This window comes from Geodermatophilus pulveris, assembly GCF_900188375.1.
GTDB lineage: Bacteria > Actinomycetota > Actinomycetes > Mycobacteriales > Geodermatophilaceae > Geodermatophilus > Geodermatophilus pulveris.
On sequence record NZ_FZOO01000008.1, the window covers coordinates 122212 to 145927 of the forward strand.

General features: G+C 77.4%; 26 protein-coding genes. 13 read left to right on the top strand and 13 right to left on the bottom strand.

The genetic code is table 11. The features are described from left to right. Nucleotides 1–37: 37 nt before the first annotated feature. Nucleotides 38–793: an ethanolamine ammonia-lyase subunit EutC gene (gene eutC, locus CHB98_RS16165; RefSeq protein ID WP_089306622.1), complete on the top strand. Its 756-nt coding sequence runs from the start codon at nt 38–40 to the stop codon at nt 791–793. On the opposite strand, the gene CHB98_RS16170 is transcribed toward eutC, so the two are convergent. The 4 genes from CHB98_RS16170 to CHB98_RS16185 form a co-directional block, all read right to left on the bottom strand. Beyond that, entirely contained in the window at nt 753–1751 is a 999-nt protein-coding gene (locus CHB98_RS16170; RefSeq protein WP_089306623.1) for a glycosyltransferase, read from the bottom strand. The two genes, eutC and CHB98_RS16170, sit on opposite strands and share 41 nt — an antisense overlap. Before the next feature lie 117 nt (nt 1752–1868). Next, nucleotides 1869–3473, bottom strand: coding sequence for a tripartite tricarboxylate transporter permease (locus tag CHB98_RS16175; protein ID WP_089306624.1), 1605 nt, complete (start codon nt 3471–3473; stop codon nt 1869–1871). After that, nucleotides 3473–3982: a tripartite tricarboxylate transporter TctB family protein gene (locus CHB98_RS16180; protein ID WP_089306625.1), complete on the bottom strand. Its 510-nt coding sequence runs from the start codon at nt 3980–3982 to the stop codon at nt 3473–3475. Before CHB98_RS16180 ends, CHB98_RS16175 begins: the two co-directional genes overlap by 1 nt. Continuing rightward, a complete protein-coding gene (locus tag CHB98_RS16185) occupies nt 3979–4983 on the bottom strand; it encodes a Bug family tripartite tricarboxylate transporter substrate binding protein (protein ID WP_089306626.1) in 1005 nt (334 codons plus the stop codon). Before CHB98_RS16185 ends, CHB98_RS16180 begins: the two co-directional genes overlap by 4 nt. Nucleotides 4984–5158: 175 nt before the next feature. On the opposite strand from CHB98_RS16185, the gene CHB98_RS16190 reads away from it, so the two are divergent. Genes CHB98_RS16190 through CHB98_RS16200 form a run of 3 tightly spaced genes read left to right on the top strand, consistent with a single transcriptional unit; the run spans nt 5159 to nt 7858 of the window. Next, a complete protein-coding gene (locus CHB98_RS16190) occupies nt 5159–6748 on the top strand; it encodes a sensor histidine kinase (RefSeq protein ID WP_089306627.1) in 1590 nt (529 codons plus the stop codon). After that, complete coding sequence (locus CHB98_RS16195; protein WP_245821246.1) at nt 6745–7452, top strand: response regulator; 708 nt, start codon at nt 6745–6747, stop codon at nt 7450–7452. Before CHB98_RS16190 ends, CHB98_RS16195 begins: the two co-directional genes overlap by 4 nt. A gap of 10 nt (nt 7453–7462) precedes the next feature. Then, the gene (locus CHB98_RS16200) at nt 7463–7858 is read left to right on the top strand and encodes a universal stress protein (RefSeq protein WP_089306628.1); all 396 of its coding nucleotides are present in this window, start codon (nt 7463–7465) and stop codon (nt 7856–7858) included. Between the two features lie 67 nt (nt 7859–7925). Here CHB98_RS16200 and CHB98_RS16205 read toward each other — a convergent pair whose 3' ends face one another. Both CHB98_RS16205 and CHB98_RS16210 read right to left on the bottom strand, forming a co-directional pair. Beyond that, the gene (locus CHB98_RS16205) at nt 7926–8627 is read right to left on the bottom strand and encodes a GntR family transcriptional regulator (protein WP_089306629.1); all 702 of its coding nucleotides are present in this window, start codon (nt 8625–8627) and stop codon (nt 7926–7928) included. After that, entirely contained in the window at nt 8624–9676 is a 1053-nt protein-coding gene (locus CHB98_RS16210; protein WP_245821248.1) for an Ldh family oxidoreductase, read from the bottom strand. The genes CHB98_RS16205 and CHB98_RS16210 overlap by 4 nt, the downstream gene beginning before the upstream one ends. Before the next feature lie 70 nt (nt 9677–9746). Here CHB98_RS16210 and CHB98_RS16215 point away from each other — a divergent pair, with 70 nt between their 5' ends. The 4 genes from CHB98_RS16215 to rraA are packed head-to-tail and all read left to right on the top strand — an operon-like array spanning nt 9747 to nt 12059. Then, nucleotides 9747–10058 carry a putative quinol monooxygenase gene (locus CHB98_RS16215; protein ID WP_089306721.1) on the top strand — a complete coding sequence of 104 codons (312 nt, stop codon included), beginning with the start codon at nt 9747–9749 and terminating at the stop codon, nt 10056–10058. Continuing rightward, nucleotides 10055–10483 carry a cupin domain-containing protein gene (locus CHB98_RS16220; RefSeq protein WP_089306631.1) on the top strand — a complete coding sequence of 143 codons (429 nt, stop codon included), beginning with the start codon at nt 10055–10057 and terminating at the stop codon, nt 10481–10483. The genes CHB98_RS16215 and CHB98_RS16220 overlap by 4 nt, the downstream gene beginning before the upstream one ends. After that, the gene (locus tag CHB98_RS16225) at nt 10480–11571 is read left to right on the top strand and encodes an isocitrate/isopropylmalate dehydrogenase family protein (RefSeq protein ID WP_089306632.1); all 1092 of its coding nucleotides are present in this window, start codon (nt 10480–10482) and stop codon (nt 11569–11571) included. The genes CHB98_RS16220 and CHB98_RS16225 overlap by 4 nt, the downstream gene beginning before the upstream one ends. Further along, nucleotides 11568–12059: a ribonuclease E activity regulator RraA gene (gene rraA, locus CHB98_RS16230; RefSeq protein ID WP_089306633.1), complete on the top strand. Its 492-nt coding sequence runs from the start codon at nt 11568–11570 to the stop codon at nt 12057–12059. Before CHB98_RS16225 ends, rraA begins: the two co-directional genes overlap by 4 nt. A 158-nt stretch (nt 12060–12217) precedes the next feature. On the opposite strand, the gene CHB98_RS16235 is transcribed toward rraA, so the two are convergent. Then, nucleotides 12218–12451 (bottom strand): hypothetical protein, encoded by a 234-nt coding sequence (locus tag CHB98_RS16235; protein WP_089306634.1) that lies wholly within the window; start codon nt 12449–12451, stop codon nt 12218–12220. Between the two features lie 17 nt (nt 12452–12468). Here CHB98_RS16235 and CHB98_RS16240 point away from each other — a divergent pair, with 17 nt between their 5' ends. Then, the gene (locus CHB98_RS16240; RefSeq protein ID WP_089306635.1) at nt 12469–13119 is read left to right on the top strand and encodes a hypothetical protein; all 651 of its coding nucleotides are present in this window, start codon (nt 12469–12471) and stop codon (nt 13117–13119) included. On the opposite strand, the gene CHB98_RS16245 is transcribed toward CHB98_RS16240, so the two are convergent. From CHB98_RS16245 to CHB98_RS16260, 4 genes are all read right to left on the bottom strand, one after another. Further along, a complete protein-coding gene (locus CHB98_RS16245; protein ID WP_089306636.1) occupies nt 13095–13655 on the bottom strand; it encodes a dihydrofolate reductase family protein in 561 nt (186 codons plus the stop codon). The two genes, CHB98_RS16240 and CHB98_RS16245, sit on opposite strands and share 25 nt — an antisense overlap. Nucleotides 13656–13733: 78 nt before the next feature. Further along, nucleotides 13734–17117 carry a thiol reductant ABC exporter subunit CydC gene (gene cydC, locus CHB98_RS16250; protein ID WP_089306637.1) on the bottom strand — a complete coding sequence of 1128 codons (3384 nt, stop codon included), beginning with the start codon at nt 17115–17117 and terminating at the stop codon, nt 13734–13736. Then, nucleotides 17114–18136: a cytochrome d ubiquinol oxidase subunit II gene (cydB, locus tag CHB98_RS16255; protein ID WP_089306638.1), complete on the bottom strand. Its 1023-nt coding sequence runs from the start codon at nt 18134–18136 to the stop codon at nt 17114–17116. The genes cydC and cydB overlap by 4 nt, the downstream gene beginning before the upstream one ends. A gap of 10 nt (nt 18137–18146) precedes the next feature. Continuing rightward, nucleotides 18147–19679, bottom strand: coding sequence for a cytochrome ubiquinol oxidase subunit I (locus CHB98_RS16260; protein ID WP_089306639.1), 1533 nt, complete (start codon nt 19677–19679; stop codon nt 18147–18149). 115 nt (nt 19680–19794) lie between these two features. On the opposite strand from CHB98_RS16260, the gene CHB98_RS16265 reads away from it, so the two are divergent. Next, on the top strand, nt 19795–20160 hold the full coding sequence (locus tag CHB98_RS16265) for a BlaI/MecI/CopY family transcriptional regulator (RefSeq protein WP_089306640.1): 366 nt from the start codon (nt 19795–19797) through the stop codon (nt 20158–20160). Between the two features lie 10 nt (nt 20161–20170). Then, nucleotides 20171–21100: a M48 family metalloprotease gene (locus CHB98_RS16270; RefSeq protein WP_089306641.1), complete on the top strand. Its 930-nt coding sequence runs from the start codon at nt 20171–20173 to the stop codon at nt 21098–21100. 9 nt (nt 21101–21109) lie between these two features. Here the strand turns inward: CHB98_RS16270 and CHB98_RS16275 are convergent, their stop codons facing one another. Further along, nucleotides 21110–22012, bottom strand: a complete 903-nt coding sequence (locus CHB98_RS16275) for an oxidoreductase (protein ID WP_089306642.1) — start codon at nt 22010–22012, stop codon at nt 21110–21112. Between the two features lie 63 nt (nt 22013–22075). Between CHB98_RS16275 and CHB98_RS16280 the strand changes: the two genes are divergently transcribed. Next, nucleotides 22076–22684 (top strand): TetR/AcrR family transcriptional regulator, encoded by a 609-nt coding sequence (locus CHB98_RS16280; protein WP_218822394.1) that lies wholly within the window; start codon nt 22076–22078, stop codon nt 22682–22684. A gap of 204 nt (nt 22685–22888) precedes the next feature. Here CHB98_RS16280 and CHB98_RS16285 read toward each other — a convergent pair whose 3' ends face one another. Next, complete coding sequence (locus CHB98_RS16285) at nt 22889–23119, bottom strand: hypothetical protein (RefSeq protein ID WP_089306644.1); 231 nt, start codon at nt 23117–23119, stop codon at nt 22889–22891. 341 nt (nt 23120–23460) lie between these two features. Between CHB98_RS16285 and CHB98_RS21770 the strand changes: the two genes are divergently transcribed. Beyond that, nucleotides 23461–23610: a hypothetical protein gene (locus CHB98_RS21770; protein WP_179224591.1), complete on the top strand. Its 150-nt coding sequence runs from the start codon at nt 23461–23463 to the stop codon at nt 23608–23610. Nucleotides 23611–23716: the final 106 nt, after the last annotated feature.

Sequence of the window (23716 nt, forward strand, 5' to 3'; positions counted from 1 at the left end):
CGGGCACGGGGCCGACGAGCGCGAGCGAGGAGGACCCGTGACCGACGCCCTGGACCGGCCGCTGCCGGTGCGCGACGACCCGTGGGCGCTGCTGCGGTCGGCGACCCGGGCGCGGGTGGCCCTCGGCCGGGCCGGGGACGCGCTGCCCACCGCCCGGGAGCTGGAGTTCCGCGCCGCGCACGCCGCGGCCCGGGACGCGGTGCACCAGCCCCTCGACCCGGCGGCGGTGCGGGCCGCGCTCGGCGACCGGGAGCTGCTCGAGGTGCACTCCGCCGCCCCGGACCGGGCCACCTACCTGCAGCGCCCCGACCTCGGCCGGCAGCTGGCGGAGGGCACGACGCTGCCCCGGACCGAGGACGACCTGGCCGTCGTGATCGCCGACGGGCTCTCCCCGCGCGCGGTGCACGAGCACGCCGCCGGGCTGGTGGGCGCGCTGCTGGAGCGGCTGCCCGGCTGGTCGGTCGCGCCGCTGGTGCTGGCCGCCCAGGCGCGGGTGGCGCTGGGCGACGCGGTGGCCGCCGCGCTCGGGGCGCGGGCCGTCGTCGTGCTGGTGGGGGAGCGGCCGGGGCTGTCCTCGGCGGACTCCCTCGGCGTCTACCTCACCTGGGACCCGCGGCCGGGGCGGATCGACTCCGAGCGCAACTGCGTCTCCAACGTCCGCCCGCCGCACGGGCTGTCCTACGGGCAGGCCGCCGACACCGTGGCCGCGCTGCTGACCGCGGCCCGCGAGCTGGGCGCCTCCGGGGTGGCGCTCAAGGACGAGGGCCCCGCCCTGCCGGCGGGCGCCTACTGAAGAAGGACCCCGTCCCCCCCACCCCTCGCAGGCTCGGGGCGGGCCCCTGGACGGGGCCACATCGGGGGCGGGCGGTGCGCAGCCAGGCCGCCAGCCGGTCGCCGTCCCACGGCCGGCGGCGGCGGGCGGCCGCGGCGAGCAGCCCGCGGGGCAGCTCCAGGGTGGCCAGCGCGATGCCCGCGGCGCCCGGCCGGTCGCCGTCGCGCAGGTGCGCGGCCACCGCGCGGGCACGCCGGACGGCGAAGCGGGGCAGCTCCCGCGGCAGCGAGGGCGCGTACTGGTGCACCAGCACCTGCGCGGTCCGCGCGTGGTGCCACTCGCGCAGGAACACCCCCGCGGCCGACCGGCCCGACCGGTCGTGGGTGAACCGGGTGGCCGGGACCCGCAGCAGCACGTGCCCGGCCGCGCGCAGCCGGCGGGAGGCGTCGGCGTCCTCGTTGTAGAAGAAGTACAGCGGGTCGAAGCCGCCGGCGGCCAGGAACTCCGCCCGGCGGAGCAGCACCGCCGTGCCGCTGAGCTGCTCGACGGGGTGCGCCGGCCCGGCGGGCGGCGACTCCTCCCCGGGCCCGTGCACCCCCGGCGCCGCGGCGACCGCGGACGGGTCGGCGTCCAGCTCGGCGGCGAGGACCCGCAGCATGTCCGGGTCGGGCCGGCCGTCGGAGTTGAGCAGCGCGGCGTAGCGGCCGCGGCAGGCGTCCAGGCCGAGGTCCACCGCGCGGGCGAAGCCCAGGTTGCGCCGCGACCACAGCACGGTCGGCTCCGCGTGCGGGTAGCGGGCCAGCTGCGCCCGGGCGGCGGCCGCGGTGGCCGGCGCCGCGCCGTTCTCCACCAGCACCGCCCGGCCGCGCCAGTGCGGGCGCAGTGCCGCGGCGACGGCGGCGTGCTGCCGCTCCAGCAGCCCGGGCGGCTCGCGCCAGGCGAGGAAGACGACGTCGACGTCGTCGAGGTCCGACCGCACCGGTCAGCGGCGGTCCGGCGGGGGCACGGGCCCCACCCTAGCGCCGCGCCCGGGGGGCGGCCGCGGGTCCGCGGTCGCCCCCCGGGCGCGGTGGCCGGGGCTCGGTGGCCGGAACGCTCAGCGGCCGGGCCGGTCCTCCTCGGGACGGCTGCGGGTCTCCACCGACACGGCGTCGGTCGTGCCGTGGTGGTGGTGCGCCTCCTCGATCTCGTGCACCGCGTCGTCCAGCACCGGCACGTGCAGCCCCCGGCGCGGCAGCAGCCGGCGGACCAGCGGCCACAGCAGCACGAGCAGCACGACGGTGTAGACCACTGCCGAGAACGGGGTGATCAGGCCGGACAGCTCGCCGTTGCTGATCTGCAGGGCCGTGCGCAGCCGCTCCTCGGCGAACGGCCCGAGGATCGCCCCGATGATGGCCGGCAGCACCGGCAGCCCGTAGCGGCGCATCATGAAGCCGAGCGCGCCGATGACCAGCAGCAGGAACAGGTCGAACGGCGAGGCGTTGGCCGCGTAGGCACCCAGGCTGGCGAAGAAGAGGATGCCCGCGTACAGGTACGAGCGCGGGATCCGCAGCAGCCGGGCCCACACCGGCGCCAGCGGCAGGTTGAGCAGCAGCAGCGCGGTGTTGCCGATGAACAGGCTGGCGATCAGGCCCCAGACCAGCTCCGGCTCGTTGTCGAACAGCTGCGGCCCCGGCTCGATGCCGAAGCTGGTGATCGCCGCCAGCAGCACCGCCGCGGTGGCCGTGACCGGGATGCCCAGGGTGAGCAGCGGCACCAGGCCGCCGGCGGCGGAGGCGTTGTTCGTCGCCTCCGGTCCGGCCACGCCCTCGATGGCACCGTGCCCGAACTCCTCCGGGTGCTTGCTCAGCCGCTTCTCGGTGACGTAGGAGAGGAACGTCGGGATCTCCGCCCCGCCGGCGGGCACGGCGCCGAACGGGAAGCCGATCGCGGTGCCGCGCAGCCACGGCTTCCACGACCGCCGCCAGTCCTCCCGGCTCATCCGCGGGTTGCCCACCGGGATGACCTCGACCGGGCGGCGGCGCAGGTGCGCGGCGATCCACAGCGCCTCGCCGACGGCGAACAGGCCCACCGCGACGACGACGACGTCGATCCCGTCGGCCAGCTCCGGGACGCCGAAGGTCAGCCGCTGCTGCCCGGAGCTGCGGTCGATGCCGACCAGGCCGATGGTCAGGCCCAGGCCCAGGGCGGCCAGCCCGCGGACCCGGGAGCTGCCCAGCACCGAGGTCACCGCGATGAAGGCCAGCACCATGACGGCGAAGTAGTCGGCCTGCCCGACGCCGACGGCGAGGTCGGCGACGGTCGGGGCGAGCAGGGCCAGCAGCAGGGTGGCGATCGTGCCGGCGATGAACGAGCCGATCGCCGCGGTCGCCAGTGCCTGCGCGGCTCGGCCGGAGCGGGCCATCTTGTTGCCCTCGAGGGCGGTGACCACCGAGGCGCTCTCGCCGGGGGTGTTGAGCAGGATCGACGTCGTCGAACCGCCGTACATGCCGCCGTAGTAGATGCCGGCGAACATGATCAGCGCGGTGGTGGCGTCCAGGCTGCGGGTCAGCGGCAGCAGCAGCGCGACGGCCATCGCCGGGCCGATGCCGGGCAGCACGCCGATCGCGGTGCCCAGCAGCACGCCGAGCAGCGCGAACATGAGGTTCTCCGGCGTCAGCGCGGTGGCGAACCCGTTCGCGAGCTCGCTGAAGGCGCCCATCAGAGGATCCCCTGCAGCACGCCGACCGGCAGGGCGATGCCCAGGCCGAGCACGAACAGGTACCAGCTGCCGACCGACAGCACGACGGCGATGGCCAGGTCGCGCACCGGGTGCCGGCTGCCGAGGGCGAACGCCGAGCCCCAGAAGAGGATCGCGCCGGACACCGGCCAGCCGAGCGGCTCGATGAGCAGCGCGTTGGCGACGAAGGCCGCGGCCAGCAGCGCGATGGTCCGCCAGTCGCTGCCGCTGGTGAGATCGACGTCCTCACCGCCCTCCGGCTCGCCCCGGCCGCCGCGCAGCACGTCGACGGCGAGGACGGCGGCGACGACGACCAGCAGCCCGCCGACCAGCAGCGGCACCGTCCGCGGCCCCACCGGGCCGCGCACGATCAGGCTCTCCTCCAGCAGCGCCGCCTGGACGATCACCAGCACGCCGAGCCCGCCCAGGAACAGGGCCACCCCGAACTCGGAGCGGCCCCGTCCCCGGAGACCGGTCGAGGGGGAGCTCACGCCAGCCCCAGCTCACCCAGGACGCCCTGCACCCGCTGGCTCTCCTCGTCGATGAAGGCGCCGAACTCGTCACCGGCGAGGAAGGCGTCGGTCCAGCCCTGCTCCTCGAGCACCTGCTGCCAGGCCTCGCTGGCGTGCATCTCGGTGACCAGGTCGACGTGCCGCTGGGCCTCCTCGGCGGAGATGCCCGGGGCGGCCACGATGCCCCGCCAGTTGGTGAAGACCAGGTCCACGCCCTGCTCGGTGAGGGTCGGCGCGTCGACGCCCTCCACCCGCTCCTCGGTGGTGACGCCGAGGATGCGCACCTCGCCGGCCGAGGCCTGCTCGGCCACCTCGCCGACGCCGGTGGCGCCCGCGGCGATCTGCCCGCCGAGGATGCCGGCCAGCAACTCGCCGCCGCCGTCGTAGGCGATGTAGTTGACCGCCGTCGGGTCCACGCCCACCTCCTGGGCGAGCAGCATCGCGGTCAGGTGGTCCGGGCCGCCGGGGTTGGAGGCGCCGCCGACCGGCACGGTGCCGGGGTCGGCGCTCCACGCCTGCACCAGCTGGTCCAGCGTCTGGTAGGGGGAGTCGGCGGGGACGACGATCGCCTCGGCCTCCTCGATCAGCCGGGCCACGGGGGTGGTCTGGTCCAGCGTCGCCTCGGACCGGTTGCTGTACTGCGCGCCGACGACGCCGAGGCCCATCTGCATGAGCATGTCCGCGTTGGCCTCCTCGTTGACCAGCCGCTGCAGGCCCACGGTGCCGCCGGCGCCCTCGAGGTTGAACACCTCGATGCCCTGGGCCAGCTCCTCGTCCTCCATCACCTGGGCCGCCGCGCGGGCGGTGGTGTCGTAGCCGCTGCCCGGCGAGTTGGGGACCAGCAGCCGCAGGCCGCTGACCGGGCCGTCGGCCGCGCCACCGGCCGCCGAGCCGCCCTCGGCGGTGGTGCCGCAGCCGGTCAGCAGCAGCCCGGCGGCCAGGGCGCCCGCCGTGAGACTCCGCAGGGGAGCAGTGCGCATGTCGTGCCTCCTGTGTGTCGGGCGGGTGTCCGCCGCTCGCAGGGACCGTCGCAGCGGCCGTGGCGCGTGTCACGCTTGCGTCCGCATCGGACCTTGTGGTCGTTGTGTCCCCGGCGGTCGGCCGCGGCGGCCCGGGGTGGAATGGCCGTCCCGTCCCCGACCCCCAGGAGGGCCCGTGACCCGGCGGCTCTCGCTCGCCGGCCAGCTGCTCGCGCTGCAGGTGGTCATCGTCTGCGCCGTCCTCGTCGGCGTCGCCGCGGTCACGGTCGCCCAGTCGACCTCCCGCGCCGAGGAGGTGGAGAGCCGCCGCGCCCTGCAGGTCGCCGAGACGCTGGCCAACGCCCGGGCCACCCGGGAGGCGATGGCCGACGGCCTGCTGGAGTACGTCCGGATCGCGGCGGAGAACAGCCGCAGCACCTCCGGCTCCGGCGACGTCGTGGTCGCCGCGGCCGACGGCACCGTGCTGGCCAGCGCCGACCCCGGCCTGCTGGGGGACCGCTACGAGCTGGGCGCCAGCCGGGTGCTCGAGGGCCGGTCCTGGACCGGGGACGTCGACGTGGACGACGGCCGGGCCGCGGTCGCGATGGCCCCGGTCTACTCCGCGCGGGGCGACGCGGTGCAGGGGTTCGTGGCGGTGCAGCGGCCCTACCCCGGCGTGCTCGGCGGGCTGGCGGTGGCGGCGCCCAACCTGCTCACCTACCTGGGGCTGGCCAGCGCCATCGGCATCGGCGGCTCGCTGCTGCTGGCCCGGCGGGTCAAGCGGCAGACCCTCGGCCTGGAGCCGGCGGCGATCGCCGGCCTGGCCGAGCACCGCGACGCGATGCTGCACGGCATCCGCGAGGGCGTCGTCGGCCTGGATCTGCAGGGCCGCGTCACGCTGGTCAACGACGAGGCGATCCGGTTGCTGCGCATCCCCGGCGACGCGCTGGGCCGCACGCTGGCCGAGCTGGGCGTGGCCGGCGAGGTGGCCGACGCGCTCACCTCGCCCGGCGTCGAGCGGGACCGGGCGCTGGGCAGCGCCGGGCGGGTGCTGGTGGTCAACCGGCTGCCGCTGCGCAGCCGCGGCCGGCCGATCGGCTCGGTCACCACGCTGCGCGACCGCACCGAGCTGCTCGAGCTGCGCCGCGAGCTCGACCTCACCCGGCACGTCACCGACACGCTGCGGGCCCAGGCGCACGAGTTCGACAACCGGCTGCACACCATCGCCGGCCTCATCGAGCTCGGGGAGGCCGAGGAGGCGGTGCGCTTCGTGCACCGGGTGAGCAGCAGCCGCTCGGAGTTCGGCGCCGCCGTCACCGCCGCGGTGCGCGACCCGGCGCTGGCCGCGCTGCTCGTCGCCAAGGCCAGCCAGGCCACCGAGCGCGGCGTGGAGCTGCGCGTCGCCCCCGACTCCGGCCTGCCCGCCCTCCCGCCGGAGCTGAGCGCGGACGTCGCCACCGTCGTCGGCAACCTGGTCGACAACGCGGTGGACGCCGCCGCCAGCGCCGAGCAGCGCTGGGTCGAGGTGGGCCTGGGCCTGGTCGACGGCGAGGTGGACGTCGTCGTCCGCGACTCCGGCCCGGGCGTCCCGCCGGGCATGGAGGCCGAGGTCTTCCGGCGCGGGGTGTCCACCAAGGACGGCGCGGTGCCCGGCGGGCGGGGCATCGGGCTGTCCCTGGTGCACCTGGTGTGCACCCGCCGCGGCGGGGAGGTGACCGCCAGCTCGGCCGGCGGCTCGGTGTTCACCGCGCGGCTGCCCGCCGGACCGGCCCTGGTGGACGCGTGACCGCCCGTGACATCGGGGTGCTCATCGTCGACGACGACTTCATGGTCGCCCGGGTGCACGCCGGGTTCGTGGCCGCCCTCGACGGCTTCACGGTCGTCGGGACGGCGTCCACCGGTGCCGGCGCGCTCGCCGAGGTGGCCCGGCTGCGGCCGGACCTGGTGCTGCTCGACGTCTACCTGCCGGACATGACCGGCCTGGAGGTGCTGCGCCGGCTGCGGGCCGGCGGCGCGCCGGTCGACGTGGTCGTCATCAGCGCCGCGCGGGACGCCGAGAGCATCCGCAGCGCCCTGCACGGCGGCGTCCTGCACTACCTGGTCAAGCCCTTCGACCGGCAGACCTTCCAGACCCGGCTGCGCGAGTACGCCGCGCTGCGCGCCGAGCTGGCCACGCTGCAGGACGCCGGGCAGGCCGACGTGGACCGGGTCTTCGCCGGCGTGCGCGGCGGGGGCCGGACGGCGCCGGTCACCCCGAAGGGGATCGCGCCGGAGACGCTGGAGCTGGTGCGCGGGGCGCTGCAGGAGGCCGGCGCCGACGGCCTGTCGGCCACCCAGTGCAGCGAGGTGACCGGGCTGGCCCGGGTCAGCGCCCGCCGCTACCTCGAGCAGCTGGTCGCCCGGCAGGAGGCCGACGTCCGCCAGCGCTACGGCACCGCCGGGCGCCCGGAGCGGCGGTTCACCCTCCGGGCCGCCCACCGGCCCGCCTAGCCTGTCGCCCATGACCATCGTCGTGGGCTACGTGCCCACCCCCGAGGGCGAGGCCGCGCTGGACGCCGCGATCGCCGAGGCCAGCCTGCGCAACGAGCCCCTGCACGTCCTCAACAGCGCCCGCGGCGACGTGCTGGCCGACGCGCGGTTCGCCTCCGAGCGGGCGCTGGACGAGGTCCGCGCCAAGCTGGACCGCGCCGGCGTGGTGTACGAGATCGAGCAGCGGGTGGCCGGCCACGAGGCCTCCGACGAGGTCGTGGACGCCGCCGAGCGGGTCAAGGCCAGCCTCATCGTCATCGGCCTGCGCCGGCGCACCGCCACCGGGAAGCTGATCACCGGCAGCCGGGCCCAGCGGATCCTGCTCGACGCGCACTGCCCCGTCCTGGCGGTCAAGGCCAAGTACTAGCGGACCCCGCCGCCCCCCACCCCTCGCAGGCTCGGGGCGGGGCCCTGCGGCAGGGCCGTTCCACACCTCATCCGAGGACGTCGAGGGCGTCGCCGGGGGCCTCGGCCAGGTTGCGGAAGATCGTCCGCAGGCTGAGCTCGAGGTGCCCGGCGGTCGCCGCGGCCGCCGCGTCGGCGTCCCCGGCCAGCAGCGCGTCGCAGACGGCCAGGTGCTCTCCGACGGAGACCTCCACCCGCCGGGGGTCGAGGTGGGAGAGGTTGCGCAGCCGCGCGGTGTGCGGCCGCAGCTCCGCGATGGTGCGGCGCAGGTGCTCGTTGCGGGTCGCCCCGACCACCGCCCAGTCGAACCGGTCGGCCAGCTCGTAGAACGCCCGGGACCGCGCCGGCGACGGCGGCTGCCGCTGGATCCGCGCGAAGCCCTCACGCATGCCGGCGAAGACCCCGTGCAGCTGCGGGTCGGCCGCGGCCGCCGCGGTGGCCTGCCGCACGGCCGGTGGCTCCAGCAGCGCGCGGAACTCGAACAGGTCCCGCACGCTGCGCGCGGACACCCGGGACACGCGGGCGCCCTGCCGGGGCACCAGGTCGACCAGGCCCTCCGCGGCCAGCCGGCGCAGCGCCTCGCGCACCGGCGTGCGGGACGCCCCGGTGCGCGCGACGAGGGACAGCTCCGACAGCGGCGTCCCCGGCGCCAGCTCGCCGAGCTCGATCTCCTCCCGCAGCCGCCGGTGCACCCGGTCGGCCAGGCTGGCGCCGTCGTCCCCGGCGGTCACGGCCGCCCACCCGGGAACGGCACGCCGGTCTCCCCGCCGAGCCGCCGCAGCGCGGCCAGCGCGTCCCGGGCGAGGGCGATGCCCCCGGCGGCCAGGGCGGCGGCCTCCGCGCGGTCCTCGACCTCGCCGGGGGTGGACACCCGCTCGGCGCCCGGGGCCAGCGGCACCGACGTCACCTCCTCGACCAGCTGCCGCACGCGCGCGTGGTAGCCCGCGGGGTCGCCGAAGGCGGCCGGGTCCAGGGCCAGGAACAGGTGGCCCGCGCCGCTGCGCGCCTCCGGCTCGGCGGGCCCGTGGACGCCGGTGCCGACGGCGCTGCCGGTCAGCGCGCCGGACAGCACGTCCATCATGAACGCGATCGCGTACCCCTTGTGCCCGGCCATCGGCAGGACGACGCCGCGCAGGGCGTCGGCCGGGTCGGTGGTCGGCGCGCCGTCCGGGCCGAGCGCCCAGGACGCCGGGACGGGCTCCCCGCGGCTGTGCGCGAGGTGGATCTTGCCGCGGGCCACCGCGGTGTTGGCGATGTCGAGGGCGAGCACCCGCCCGTCCGGGCCGGGCGCGGCGATCGACCACGGGTTGGTGCCGACCCGCGCCTCCCGGCCGCCCCAGGGCGCCATGGCCGGGCTGGCGTTGGTGGTGAGCAGGGCGACGAAGCCGTCGCGGGCGGCGCGGCGGGTGAACCACATGGCCGTGCCGAAGTGGCCGGAGTTGCGGACGCCGGCGACGCCGACGCCGTGGGTCCGCGCCCGCTCGGTCGCCGTCGCGCGGGCCCGGTCGGCGAGCACCTGGCCGATGCCGTCGCGGCCGTCGAGCAGCACCAGCGGGCCGGTGTCGGCGAGCACCGCCGGCGCGGTGACCGCCCGCATCGCGCCGGAGCGCAGCCGGGCCGCGTACCAGGGCAGCCGGAGCAGGCCGTGCGACTGGTGCCCCCACAGGTCGGCCTGGACCAGGCTGCCGGCGACCAGCGCGGCGTCGTCCGCCGGCACGCCGAGGGCGGTCAGCACCCCCGTGCCGAACGCCCGCAGCCGCTCCGGCGCGATCCGGTCCACCGCTTGCCTCCCCGCCGTGATGTGTGCTGAGCTGTATACAGCTTGGCACACAACGACGGGGAGGACCACGGTGTTCAGCCTGGTGGTGCAGATGCAGGTGCGACCGGGCCGGCGGGATGAGTTCCTGACCGGCATGGCCGCCAACGCGGCGGCGTCCGTCCGCGAGGAGCCGGGGTGCCTGCGCTTCGACGTCTGCTCGGTCGCCGACGACCCCGACCGCTTCGTGCTCTACGAGCTCTACCGCGACGCGGACGCCTTCGCCGCGCACAAGGCGTCCGCGCACTTCGCGCGGTGGCGGCAGGTCGCGGAGCAGGTGGTCGCGGGTCAGGTGAACACCCCCGGCGAGCTGCTGGTCAGCCACACGACCGGGGAGTCGGCATGAGCCGGCCGGTGCCGCCGTCGCTGGTGCTGCGGCCCGACGGGATCGAGCGCTTCGACCGCGGCAACGGGGTCACCACGATCCCGTTCGTGGGCAGGTGGAACTGCGCGACCAACACGGTCACCACCGGGATGACCGTGTTCGCGCCCGGCACCGGCATCCCGCTGCACTCGCACAACGTCGAGGAGACGGTGCTGGTGTTCGACGGCGAGGCCACCGCCGTCGTGGGGGACGACGAGTTCGACCTGGTCGCCGGGGAGGCCACCTGGGTGCCGGCCGGGGTGCCGCACTGCTTCCGCAACCGCGGCGCGGGCCCGATGACCATCTACTGGGTCTACGGCGGCCGCGACGTCACCCGGACGATCACCGCGACCGGCGAGACGGTCGAGCACCTGTCCGACGCCGACAGGGGAGCGACCCCGGCATGAGCGCCTACCGCCTCGGCGTCCTCCTGGGCGACGGCATCGGCCCGGAGGTCGTCCCCGCCGCGGTGCGCGCCGTCGACGCCGCCATGGCCGCTGTCGGAGCCGAGCCGGTCGAGTGGGACGAGCTGCCCCTGGGGGCCGCCGCCATCGGGACCCACGGCAGCGCCGTCCCGGACAGCACGCTCGAGGCGCTCGCCGGTCTGGACGGGTGGCTGCTCGGCCCGCACGACAGCGCCGCCTACCCCGAGCCGTTCCGGTCCCGGCTGAACCCGAGCGGCGCCATCCGCACGCACTTCGACCTGTACGCCAACATCCGCCCGGCCCGGGCGTTCGCGGGCGGGGCGGCGCTCGCGCCGGACACCGACCTGGTGGTCGTCCGGGAGAACACCGAGGGCTTCTACGCCGACCGCAACACCCACGCCGGCACCGGCGAGTACATGCCCACCCCGGACGTCGCGATCGCGATGGGCGTCTTCACCCGCCGCGCGGTCGAGCGGGTCGCGCACGCGGCCTTCCGGCTGGCCCGGCGCCGGCGCTCCCGGGTGACCGTGGTGCACAAGGCCAACGTGCTGCCGCTGAGCTCGGGCCTGTTCCGGCGCGTCTGCCTGGAGGTCGCGCAGCAGTACCCCGACGTGACGGTCGACGAGGCCCACATGGACGCGATGACGGTGCACCTGCTGCGCCGGGCCGCGGACTTCGACGTCGTCGTCGCCGAGAACATGTTCGGCGACATCCTGTCCGACCTGACCGGGGAGCTGGCCGGGTCCCTGGGCACCGCGCCGTCGCTGAACGCCTCCGACGACCGGGCCATGGCCCAGGCGGCGCACGGCTCCGCGCCGGACATCGCCGGGCGGGGGCTGGCCAACCCGGTCGCGATGGTGCTGTCGGCGGCGATGCTGCTCGACTGGCTGGGCACCCGGCACGGCGACGCACGGGCCGCCGACGCCGCGGTGCGGGTGGAGGACGCCGTGCGGGACGCCGTGCGCGACGGGATCAGCACCCGCGACCTCGGCGGGTCGGCCTCGACGGCGGGGTTCACCGACGCCGTGGTCGAGCGGATCGCCGCCGGGCCCGCCAGGCTGGCCTCATGACCGCCGCCCGGCCGCCCGCCACGACCGACCTCTGCGACGCGCACCCGGAGGCCCAGGTGTGCGACCCGGTGTTCCGGTCCTTCGGCGGGCGGCCGGCCTTCTGCGGGCCGATCGCCACGGTGAAGGTGTTCGAGGACAACACCCTGGTGAAGGCCGCGGTCGAGGGCCCCGGGGACGGCCGGGTGCTCGTCGTCGACGGCGGCGGCTCGCTGCGCTGCGGGCTGGTCGGCGGCAACCTGGCGGTCTCCGCGGCGGCCAACGGCTGGGCCGGGATCGTCGTGTACGGCTGCATCCGGGACGCCGACGAGCTGGCCGCCCAGCCGCTCGGGGTCCGCGCGCTGGCGGCCTACCCGCGCCGCAGCCAGCGCGGGCTGCACTCCGGGCAGGCCGGCGTGCCGGTGGTGTTCGCCGGGGTGGTGTTCCGCGAGGGGGAGTGGCTGTGCGCGGACGGCGACGGCGTCGTCGTCCTGCCGGAGCCGCCGGACTGAGCAGCCCTGTGTCGAGCCGCGGTCGTGGCGTTCCGGTGGAGGTGCCGCTCACCGACGCTCTCCGTGGTCGTCCGCCGGCCGCGCGGGTCGCGGGAGCCCGCGGTGGGCGCGGGGGAGTCGTCGGGCACCCCCCGGGGCATGGGCGCGGCGCGGCTGGCTCACACCCCGCGGCGGCGCAGCAGCCGGGTCAGGCGGCCCCCGCGCCCGGGGGCCGGCGCGGCGGGCGACGCGGGCCCAGGGGCGTCGGCCAGCGCGGCGTGCCGCTCGCGCAGCCGGGCGCGGATCTCCTCGGGGGTGTGCGCCCGGCGCTGTCGCTCGCCGCGGGCCAGCACCGCCCCGGTCGCCGCGACACCGGCCAGGCCGGCCAGGCCCAGCAGCTTCCACGGGCGCACCGCCCCACCGTAGCGCCGTGCCCGAGCTGACCCTGGACGAGGCGGTCGACCTCACCCGCACCGGCGACGTCTGGGTGTTCCGCGGCCGCTCGCCGGCCGACCGGGCGATCCGGACGCTCACCAACGCCCCGGTCAACCACGTGGGCATGGCCGTCGTCCTGGAGGACCTGCCGCCGCTGCTCTGGCACGCCGAGCTCGGCCGCTCGCTGCCCGACGTGTGGACCGGCGCGCACCAGCGCGGGGTGCAGCTGCACGACCTCGCCGACGCCGTCCGCACCTGGCGGCAGCGCTACGGGCAGCGTGCCTGGCTGCGCCAGCTGGTCGGCCCGGCCGACGACGGCGGCGTGACCCCGGTGATGGAGGACGCCGTCCTGCGCACGATCGCCCGGCTGGACGGGCGGCCGTTCCCCACCACCCCGGCGCTGGCCCGCGGGTGGCTGACCGGGCGGCTGCGCCGGGGGACGTCGGCGGAGGCGGTGTACTGCGCGGAGCTGGTGGCCACCACCTACACCGCGATGGGCCTGCTGGACGCCCGCCGCCCGCGCAATGCCTACGACCCGGGCAGCTTCTGGTCCGGTGACGACCTGCGGCTGCTGCGGGGCGCCCGGCTGGGCCCGGAGATCCCGGTGCACGTGCCCGCGGCTCAGCCCCCGCCGCGCACCCGGTAGGTGGTCTGCACCATCCCGCCGGGGTAGGTGCGGGTGCGCACGTGCTCCAGGGGCACGTCGGCCGGCAGCCGCCCGAACGGCGTGTGCCCCTCGCCGATGAGCACCGGCACCCGGGACAGCGTCAGCTCCCCGACCAGCCCAGCGGCGAGGAACGTGTGCACGAGCCGGCCGCCGTCGACGTACACCCGCCGGTACCCGGCGGCGGTGAGCGCGGCGACCGCGTCGTCGAACGAGCCGTGCACGGTGATCCGGTCGTCGGCGCCCCGCTCCAGCGTGGTGCTGACCACGTGCACCGGCCGGCCCTGGTAGGGCCACTCCGCCATCGGCGCGATCACCTCGTAGGTGGCCCGGCCCATCACCAGCGCGTCCACACCGGCGACGAACTCGGCGAACCCGAAGTCGCCGCCCTGCCCGTCGTCCGGCGCGCCGCCGGCGTCGTCCCCGCCGGTGAGCCAGGCGAGGTCGCCGTCGGGCCGGGCGATGAACCCGTCGACGCTCATGCCGAGGAAGACCGATCCGGTGAAGGGCGCGTCCATGCCCGGCAGGGTGCCCGAGGGGGCCGACGGGACGGGAGGGTCTCCGGTCCTCCGTGCACCGGTCTCCGTGCACCGGTCTCAGTGCACCGGCGCGGGCCGCGCGGCGCCCAGCCGGACGACGGTGTCACCGGCCCGCTCCACGGTGTCGTCGTGCGTCACGCAGACCACCACCCGGCCGGCCAGCGCGGCGCGCAGGTCGCCGAGCAGCGCGGCGGCGGTCGGCGGGTCCAGGTGCGCGGTCGGCTCGTCGAGCAGCACGACGTCCCGGTCGGCCAGCAGCGCGCGGGCCGCGGCCAGCCGGCGCCGCTCCCCGCCGGACAGCGCGGTGCCGCCCGCGCCGACCGGGGTGTCCAGCCCGTCGGGCAGCCCGGCCAGCAGCCCGCCGAGCCCGGTGGCGGCCAGCGCGGCGCGCATCCGGGCCCCGCCCCCGGGCCCGCCCAGCTCGCCGCGCGGCGCGGCCAGGGCCAGGTTGGCGCGGATCGTGGCGGCGAAGACGTGCGCGTCCTGCGGCAGCCAGGCGATCTGGGAGCGGACGCCGTCCCCGGTCAACCGGCCGCTGTCCACGCCGTCGAGGGCGTACCGGCCGGCGCGCGGCCGCAGCGCGGCGAGCAGCACGGCGAGCAGGGTCGACTTGCCGGATCCGGAGGGCCCGCGCACGACCAGCCAGCCGTCCCCGGCCGCAGCCCGCGCGGTCAGCCCGCGCAGCACGTCGGGCCCGCCGGGCCAGCCGGCGACCAGGCCGTCGGTCCGGAGCCCGCGGACCGGCGCGGGGACGAGCAGCGGGTCGGCCGGGTCGGCCGGCACCGGCGCGGTGAGGACGGCGTCGAGGCGGGCGCGGGCGTCGGCCAGGGCACCGCGTCGCTGCAGCGCGGTCACCAGCCCGGCCAGCGGCTCGGTCAGGGCGAGCGGCGCGAGGGCGAGCACCGCGACCGCCGGGCCGGTGACCCCGGCCGCGGCCCCCGCCGCTGCGGCGGCGACCGCCGCCAGCCCGGTGCCGAGGACGACCGCCGCGGTGCCCAGCGCGCCGGCCCGGGTGCGGGCGCGGTCGGCCGCGGTGCGCTCCGCGGCCGGCCCCGCCAGGTCGGCCGCCGTCCGGCCGGCCAGGCCGTGCGCCCGCAGGTCGGCCGCCCCCTCCAGCACCGTGGTGGTGTCCCGCAGCGCGGCGACCCGCAGCGCGGCCTCGGCGCGCGCGGCGCCCGCGTCGACCCGCCGGTGCGCGGCGAGCACGAGCGCGACGGCGGCGAGCAGGACCGCCGCCGCGGCCGCACCGGCGGCGGGGGAGACCAGGGCCAGCGCGCCCAGCGTCGCCGTCGTCACGGTGCCGGCGACCACCGCCGGGGGGACGACGCGCACCGCGAGGTCCTGCACCAGGCCGACGTCGCCGACCACGCGGGCCAGCGCCGAGCCCGGCGTCCGGTCGGCCGCGAGGCCCTGCGCGGCCAGCGCCCGCCAGACCCGCACCCGCAGGTCGGCGGCCAGCCGCAGCACCGCGTCGTGCGCGGTCATCCGCTCCACCCAGCGCAGGCCCGCCCGGCCCAGGCCGAACGCCCGCACGCCGACGATCGCGACCAGCAGGGTGAGCACCGGCGGCATCTCCGCGGCCCGCACGATCAGCCAGCCGGACACCGCGGTCAGCGCCACGCCCGCGCCGGCCGACGCGGTGCCCGCGGCCACCGCCCGCGCCAGCGCCCGCCGCGGCCAGCGCACCCCGGCGCGCTGCCCGGCCGGCGCGGCCGGAGCCGGCGCGACGGTGTGTGCACGTGCCGTCGTGGCGACGGGGGGTGTCGCGGCGGTGTGTGCACGAACCGCGGTGGGGGCGCCGGCGCCCGCGAGCTCGACGGTGCGGTCGGCCAGCGCCGCGAGGGCGGGGTCGTGGGTGACCAGCAGGACGCTCACCGTGCGGCGCAGGCCGGCCAGCACCGCGGCCACCGTCGCGGCGGCGTCGTCGTCCAGGTGCGCGGTCGGCTCGTCGAGCAGCAGCAGCCGGGCGCCGCGGCGGACCCGCACCACCGCCCGGGCCAGCGCCACCCGCTGCAGCTCGCCGGGGGACAGGGTGGTGCAGGCGCGGCCGGCCAGGCCGGCCGCGCCGACGCGGGCCAGCGCCTCGACGACGTAGGCCTCGCCGACCACCTCGTCCACGCCCGGCTGCGAGCCGGCGTGCCGGCGCAGCTCGTCGGCGACCGTGGTGCCGGTGGTGCGCGGGGACTGCGGCACGTAGGCGACCCCGCCGGCCGGGACGCCGGTCACCGTGCCGTCGACCTGCGCGGACGGGTCGGCCACCCCGGCGAGGACGGCGAGCAGGGTGGACTTGCCCGAGCCGCTGGCGCCGCGGAGCGCGACCAGCTCGCCGGGCCGCACCGCGAGGTCGACCGGGGGCAGCGCGGGCACCGTGCGACCGGGGAAGCGGACGGCCAGCCCGGTGAGGGCGACGTCGGCACCGCGCGGGTCGTCGGCACCGGGGGACCCGGCCGGGGACGGCGCCGGCGCGGTGCCCATCGCGCCCGAGGCCGGCGCCCCCAGCACCGCGCGGGCCTCGGCGGCGGCCAGGGCGGCGTCCTCGCCGGCGTGGTGCGCCGCGCCCAGGGCGCGCAGCGGGACGAACGCCTCCGGCGCGAGCAGCAGCGCGGTCAGCCCGACCGCCAGCGCCAGGTCGCCGTGCACCAGCCGCAGCCCGACGGTGACCGCGACCAGCGCGACCGACAGGGTGGCGAGCAGCTCGAGCACCAGCGCGGAGAGGAAGGCCAGCCGCAGCGTCGCCGTCGTGCGCCGGCGGGCGGCCTCGCCCAGCTCGGCGAGCGCCGCGGCCTGCTCGGCGGCCCGGCCCAGGCCGACCAGCACCGGCAGCCCGCGGACCAGTTCGGCGACGTGCGCGGCGATCCGGTCCAGCGCGCGGGCGGCGGCCGACGTGCCGTCCCGGGTGGTGAGCCCGACCAGCACCATGAACACCGGCACCAGCGGCAGGGTGACCAGCACCAGGACGGCGGAGAGCAGGTCGGTCCAGGCCAGGACGGCGAGCAGCACGGGGGGCACGACGACCGCCTGGGCCAGCGCGGGCAGCCGGGTGGCCAGGGCGGGGCCGAGGTCGGCCAGCCGGGTGGTGGCCAGGACCGCGGCCGGGCCGGGACCGCCGGCGGCGGCGACCGCGGCGGGGGAGGCGGCCAGCCGGGCGACCAGCGCGGCGCGCAGCCGCTCCTCGGCGCGCCGGGCGTCCCGGGCGGCGAGCAGCTCCCCGGCCCAGCCGGCGACGGCGCGCAGCGCGACCCCGGCGGCCGCCACCAGCAGCGGCGTCCCGACCCCGCCGTCGTCCTGGCCGGCCGCGCGGGCGACGGCGTGCGCCAGGCCGGCAGCGAGCAGCACCAGCCCGGCGACCTGGCCGAGCGCGGCGGCCCCGGCGCGGGCGAGCGCCCCGGTCACTCCCGGGACGCCGGCGAGCGGGCCCAGCGGACCCCGGTCGGAGCTCACGCCTGCGCCTCGGTGTGCTGCGGCCCGGTGTGCTGCGGCTCGGCCGTCAGCCGCTGCCGGAAGACCCAGTAGGTCCACGCCTGGTAGCCCAGCACCACGGGCAGGCCGATGCCGGCCGCCCAGGTCATCACGGTGAGCGTGTAGTCGCTGACCGACGCGTCGGCGATCGTGACGCCGAACGCGGGGTCGATCGTCGAGGGGACGACGACCGGGTAGGCGGCCCCGAAGAGCGTCGCGGCGGCCGCCGCGAGCAGCGTCCCCCAGGCGGCGAACGCCTGGCCCTCCCGGCCGACTCGCAGCCGCGCCCAGGTGAGGAGCACCGCCAGCGCCGCGACCAGCCACAGCGCCCCGGTGACCGGCGTCCCGGACCGCAGGTGCACCAGGCCGGCCCAGGCCAGCACCGGCAGCGCGGCCACCGGCGCCCACCGCAGCGCCACGTGGCGGGCGGCGACCCGCAGCGGCCCGTCGGTCTTCAACGCCAGGAACAGCGCGCCGTGCACCACCGAGAAGGCGAGGACGGCGACCGCGCCGAGCAGCGCCGGCCAGCCCAGCCCGGACAACGCGCCGCCGACCCGGGTGCCGTCCGCGCCGATGGGCAGCCCGAGGGTGGTCGCGCCCAGCGCCGCGCCGATGCCGGCCGCGGCGACCAGCGAGCCGCCGGTGACCACCCGGGTCCAGGCGGCGTCCCAGCGCGGGTCGGCGTGGGCGTGCCGCCACTCGAAGGCCACCGCCCGGACGATCAGCCCGAACAGCACCAGGACGAACGGCAGGTACAGCGCCGGCAGCCAGGTGGCGTACCAGCCGGGGAAGGCGGCGAACACCGCGCCGACGGCGGTGATCAGCCAGACCTCGTTGCCGTCCCAGAGCGGGCCGATGGTGCGCAGCATGAGGTGCCGGTCGGGGGTGCGCCGGCCGAGCACCGGCAGCAGCGCGGCGACGCCGAAGTCGAAGCCCTCGAGCAGCAGGAAGCCGGTCCAGAGCAGCGCGACGGCGGCGAACCAGAGGGTCTGCAGGTCCACGGTGGGTTCCTCAGTGGGCGAAGGAGAGGACGTCGTCGTCGGCGTCCCGGTGGGTGTCGTCGGTGCCGGCGGCCGGGGCAGGAGCGCCGTCCCCGCCGGTGACGCCGCGGCGCACGAAGCGGGTGAGCAGCCACAGCTCGACGGCGGCGAGGGCGCCGTAGACCAGGGTGAGCAGCGTCAGCGACGTCCACACCTCGGCGGCGGTGATGCCGGGGGAGACCGCCTGGGCGGTGAAGAACCAGACCTGGTCCTCGACCGGCACGTCGGGGTTGGGGTACACGACGAAGGGCTGGCGGCCCATCTCGGTGAACACCCACCCGGTCGCGTTGGCCACGAAGGGCGCGGCGACGGCGGCCAGCGCGCCGTACACGCCGAGCCGGGAGGTGGGCACCCGGCCGCCCCGGGTGGCCCACAGCGCGTAGGCCGCGACCCCGGCGGAGACCGCGCCCATGCCGATCATCAGCCGGAAGCTCCAGTAGGAGACCGCCAGCAGCGGCGTGTAGTCGACCTCCTCGCCGGCCAGCGCGCCGAAGCGGGACGGGTCGTCGGGGTAGGTCGCGCCGTAGACCTCGGCGTAGCGCTCCTGCAGGTCGTTGACGCCCGGGACGGGGCTGGAGAAGTCGCCGTGGGCGAGGAAGGACACCAGCCCGGGGATGGTGATGGAGCGGACGTCGTCGCACTCGTTGGAGCCGAGCTTGCTCCAGGCGAACACCGAGAACGGGGCGGGCGCCTCGGTCTCGCAGAGCGCCTCGGCGGAGCTCATCTTGAGCGGCTGCTGGGCGTACATGAGCTTGCCCTGCCAGTCGCCGGTGAGGGAGACGAGCACGAAGGCGGCCAGCGAGACGAACCCGCCCAGGCGCACCGAGCGGCGCCACACCCGGTGATCGACGTCGTCGGGGGAGAGGCCGGCCAGCCGCCGGCGGCGCAGGTGCCACAGGCCGATGCCGACCAGCAGGGCACCGGCGACCATGAGCGCGGCCACGACGGCGTGGCTGAACGCGGCCAGCGCGGTGTTGTTGGTGAGGACGGCGAGGAAGTCGACCTGCACCGGGCGGCCGGTGGCGTCGTCGGTGACCACGCCGACCGGGTGCTGCATCCAGGAGTTGGCCGCGATGATGAAGTACGCGCTGACGATCGAGCCGATGACGGCGGCCCACAGCGCGGCGAGGTGCAGCTTCTTCGGGATGCGGCCCCAGCCGAAGATCCACAGGCCGAGGAAGGTCGACTCCAGGAAGAAGGCCAGCAGCGCCTCCAGCGCGAGCAGCGAGCCGAAGACGTCGCCGACGAACCGCGAGTACTCGCTCCAGGCCAGGCCGAACTGGAACTCCTGCACCAGCCCGGTGGCCACGCCGAGCACGAAGTTGATCAGGTAGACCCGGCCCCAGAAGCGGGTCATCCGCAGCCACTCGGGCTTGTCCGTGCGCACCCACATGGTGTGCATGACGGCGACCAGCAGCCCCAGCCCGATCGTCAGCGGGACCATGAGGAAGTGGTAGACGGTCGTGATCCCGAACTGCCAGCGTGCGACGTCCAGCACGTCCACGGTGGGCCCTCCCTGGTCGTCGTACGATCGGCGCATCCTTTTCTACGCCTCGTAGAAGGTAACTTCTACGAGGCGTAGAAGAGTCCGGGTGTGATGCGCAGGACAGGAGGAGCCCGTGGCGTCGCTGGGAGATCTGGAGCGCGCGGTCATGGACCGGCTGTGGTCGGCCGACGGCCCGCTGGCCGCGACCGAGCTGCGCGACGGCCTGGCCGGGCGCGGCCTGGCCCTGACCACCGTGCACACCGTGCTGTCCCGGCTGGAGCAGAAGGGCTTCGTCGTCCACGACGAGGGCCGGCCGCGGCGCTTCCGGGCCCGCGGCACCCGCGAGGACCACGCCGCCGAGCTCATGCACGAGGTGCTCGGGCAGGCCGGGGACCGGCAGGCGGTGCTCGCCCGCTTCGTCGGCGGCGTCGACCCCGACGAGGCGAGGCTGCTGCGCGCGCTGCTGGCCGCCGCCGGCCCGGGCGAGCCGACCGCCTGACCGGCGCCCGATGCTGCCCGCCACCGCCGCGGCCCTCGCCGTGCTGGCCGCGCTGCTGGCCTGGCCGGTGCCGGCGCTGCTGGCCCGCGCCGGCTGGCCGCCCCGCGACCCGCTGGTCGCGCTGGTCTGCTGGCAGGCGCTCGGGCTGGCCGGCGGCCTGTCCATCATCGGCGCGCTGCTGGTGCACGGGCTGGCGCCGTGGGGCGCCTCGCTGCCCGAGGCGCTCGGCGCGGTGCTCACCGGCCGGCCGGCCGGGACACCGGTCCGCGGCGACCACTGGACCACCCTGACCCTCGCCGGCGTGCTGGCCACCGAGCTGCTCGGCGTGCTGCTGCTGTCCTGGGTGCGCACCGCGCGCACCCGGCGGCGGCACCGGGAGCTGCTGGAGCTGGTGGTGCAGCCGGCCGCGCTGCCGGACGCCCGGCTGCTGGAGCACCCCGCCCCGGTGGCGTTCTGCATCCCCGGCGCGCGGCCGCTGCTGGTGCTGTCCTCGGGGATGGTCGCCGAGCTGGACGACGCCGCGCTGGCCGCCGTCGTCGCGCACGAGCGGGCGCACCTCCGTGAGCACCACCACCTCTACCTGCTGCCGTTCGTGGCCTGGGAGGCGGCGCTGCCGGTGCTGCCCGCCGCGGCCCGGGCGCACGCCGCGGTGCGCACGCTGGTGGAGATGCGCGCCGACGACGTCGCGCTGGCCTCGCTCCCCGGGCCCGCGCCCCGGCGCACGCTGGCCCGCGCCATCGTGGTGGCGGCCGGTGGCGCCGGGGGAGCGGGGGTGCCCTCGGGGGCCCTGGCGGTCACCGGCAGTGCGGTCGGGGACCGGGTGGTCCGGCTGCTGCAGCCGCCGGCGCCCCTGCCCGGCTGGGCCCGCGCGCTCGCGCTGCTGTCGGCGGGCCTGCTGCTGCTGGTGCCGACCGCGCTGCTGCTCCTCCCGGCGCTGTGAGCGACGCGGTCAGCGGCTGGCCGCGCCGAGGGTGGTCGGGACGTCGGTGCCGGTGAGCTCGGCCGACGCGGTCCACAGCCGGGCCGCCGTCGCCAGGTCGCTGGCCGCCCGGCTGCGGCCGACCAGCGTCGGGTACCCGCGCATCTCCAGCGGGCCGTCGGGGCCGGTGTAGCTGCCGCCGGGCAGGTCGGCGGTCGCCGCGAACAGCAGCGGCAGGGCGCCCTGCTCGGCGTCCATGGCCAGCAGCCGGTTGCCCACGGCCATGACGCCGTCCTTGGCCCGGTTGCCGGTGCGGCTCTGCAGGTTCGTCGCCGACCACCCCGGGTGGGCGGCCAGCGCGCGGACGGGGGACCCGGCCGCGGTCAGCCGGCGCTGCAGCTCCAGGGTGAACAGCAGGTTGGCCAGCTTGGACTGGCCGTAGGCGCGCTCGGGGGAGTAGCGCCGCCGCTCCCAGTTGGGGTCGTCGAGGGAGATCTCGCCCATGCGGTGCGCGCCGGAGGCGACGGTGACCACCCGGTCGGTGACCTGCGGCAGCAGCAGGTTCGTCAGCGCGAAGGGGCCGAGGTGGTTGGTGCCGAACTGCAGCTCGAAGCCGTCGGCGGTGCGGCCCGCCGGGACCATCATGATCCCGGCGTTGTTCACCAGGACGTCCAGCGGTCCGCGCCACGCCTCGGCGAAGGCGCGCACCGAGGCCAGGTCGGCGAGGTCCAGCCGGCGCACCTCGACGTCACCGGCCAGGCCCGCGGCCACGGCCGCGCCGCGCCCGGTGTCGCGGACGGCGAGGACGACGCGCGCACCTGCGGCGGCGAGCTCGCGGGCGGTGACCAGGCCCAGCCCGCTGGTGGCGCCGGTGACGACGGCGGTGCGGCCGGCCTGGGAGGGGATGTCGGCGGTGGTCCAGCGACTCGTCATGGTGAGTGAATGTAGTCGCTGCCAACAATGTGTGCAATGCCTACATCGACTAGCCTGCCCGCCGTGCGGCACCCCGACCAGCCCTACCACCACGGCGACCTGCGCGCCGCGCTGCTGGAGCGCGCGGCCGAGCAGCTGCGTACCGGGTCGCCGGCGGACCTGTCGCTGCGCCGGCTGGCCCGCGACCTCGGCGTCAGCCACGCCGCGCCGAGCCGGCACTTCCCCGACCGGAGGGCCTTCCTCGCCGCGCTCGCCGCGTCCGGCTGGCAGCGGCTGGACGCCGGGCTGGCCGCCGCCGACCCCGGGCCGGACGCCGGCCTGCGGTCCCGGGTGCTGGCTCTCGGCCGGGCCTACGTCCGCTTCGCCACCTCGGAATCGGCGCTGCTGGAGCTGATGTCCGCCGGCAAGGCCACCGGCGAGGCCACCGGCGGGGGCACCGGCGGGGCGCCGCACGCGGCCGACGCGGTGTCCGGGCCGGCCCGGGTGGTGCTCGACGCCCAGCGCCGCGGCGAGGTCGTCCCGGGGGACCCGGAGACCCTGGCCACCGCGCTGTGGGCGGGCCTGCACGGGGTGGCCGCGCTGTCGGTCAGCGGCGCCCTGCCCGGCGCGGACGTCGACCGCCTGCTGGAGCGGACGGTCGACGCCCTGCTGGACGGCCTCCGCCCGCGCTGAGGTGCCTCGTGCTCCCGTCCCGTCCCGCCGAGGGTGCCCCGCGCGGCCGCGCGCCGACCACCTCGACGCGGCCCCACCCGCCCGAGCGTGTGCGCGGAGGCGCCGTCCGAGCGGCCGGAACGCTGCCGCTGCGCCCACCGTCGCCGACCGGCAGTGGCCGTGCTGTCCACGGTGCTCCCGAGCAGGCCGCCCGAGGACGACCGATCAGTCGACGGACAGCCGCAGGTAACGCCCACGCGTCAGGACGTGCCAGAACTGGGAGGCGTTGCCTCCCGGCTCCACGGTCAGGTGGACCGGTCGGCCGACGACCGCCTCGACGCGCACCGTCTCGCTGCCCGTGCAGTCGATCGTGGCCCTGACCTCATGTACCCCCGGCGGCACCGTGAGGTCGGCTCGTGCGCCGCGGCTGACCCGTCCGACGCGCATGCCGTCCACCTCGATCCAGTACGACCGGAGCCGGTCCCGGTAGTCACCCGGCGGCCGCCGGACCGCGATCGTCGCTGCGTCGTCCGCGTCGACGGGCCTGACCTGCGGGCGTCCGTGGCGCAGTCGCTGTCACGCGGTCGGGCGACCTGCGGGGACGTCGGTGGACGGGTCGCCCACCGAGACCGCGCGCCCGTTGGGCGGCGCGCAGCACACCCCGTCGGAGCCCGGCCGGCCGCCGTCGAGCGGGCCCGTCGGCCCCTCGGCGCGGGGTGTCGCGGCAGGTGCACCCGGGGTAGTGGCAGCGCTCCGCCGCCCGGACCCGGGTGGCGGTCCTCGACGGGGAGGTCGGCGTGGCCGGGAAGAGTGGCAAGGGGAGCGACACGGCGAAGAAGGCGAACGCCAAGGCCGACGAGGAGGGCAAGAAGAACCCCCGTACGAGCTCGGCCGCCCGGAGCGAGCTGGGCAAGAAGGGTGGGAAGAAGGGCGGCAAGAAGTCCTGACCGGTCCCCCCGCACGCGCGGGGCGGCCCGCGGTCGAGCCGACACGTCGACCTGCCGCCGTGTCGACGAGTCGACCGGCCGCGCGACGGGTCGCCCCTGACCAGCG